Source organism: Shigella sp. FC1567 (assembly GCF_001743015.1).
Classification (GTDB): Bacteria; Pseudomonadota; Gammaproteobacteria; order Enterobacterales; family Enterobacteriaceae; genus Escherichia; species Escherichia coli.
The window spans coordinates 1-667 of record NZ_MIIV01000356.1 but is presented as its reverse complement, the minus strand read 5'-3'; the positions used below and the strand labels follow the sequence as shown (position 1 = coordinate 667).

The 667-nt window shown below is 48.1% G+C and carries 1 pseudogene; it reads right to left on the bottom strand.

From position 1 onward, the window contains the following. Positions 1-99: 99 nt before the first annotated feature. Positions 100-460, bottom strand: a pseudogene (locus BHE85_RS17785) (IS1 family transposase); the annotation flags it as partial. Positions 461-667 lie beyond the last annotated feature (207 nt).

Genomic DNA, 667 nt, shown 5'->3' with positions numbered 1-667 from the left:
CAAAAGTGACCATAAGCTCTCCTGAATCAGGAGAGCAGATTACCCCCTGGATCTGATTTCAGGCGTTGGGTGTGGATCACTATTGCACCGTTCGTGACAGTGTTGTTGCGCCTTGCTGCCAACGAAGCTCCACTGCCCATCAAGTTCACAGATAAGGGCAACATCAGCGTGAGCGACTGGCGCAGATGTTATCCGCCGGGGCGGGAGCTTTTTAATGTCCGTATGACGGTATTGATGCCGATTTTCAGCGTACGGGCAGTATCGCGAACTCCGGCACCGTTGAAGCCATTTCAGTGATTTGGTTTTTAACTCCCGGTTTACGGGCCTCGTAACAGTAAGTGAGCTGAAACACCCGGTGACAGTCACGGCAACGGAATCGATCATGTCCTTTTGGGTTCTGCCCGTGACGGTAAACCTGAACGGACTGGCAACGGGGGCAATGAAAGTTAACTGTGACCATGAAAGAACCTTAAAAGCGGGTATTATAACCCCTAATTCAACTAATTGGAGGCATTGTCATTTTTAATCTATGGATACACTTAAAAATCCTCTCACCTTACGTTAAAAACCGGTAATGCTGCCAACTTACTGATTTAGTGTATGATGGTGATTTTAAGGTGCTTGCGTGGCTTCCATTTCCATCAGATGTCCTTCCTGCTCCGCTACT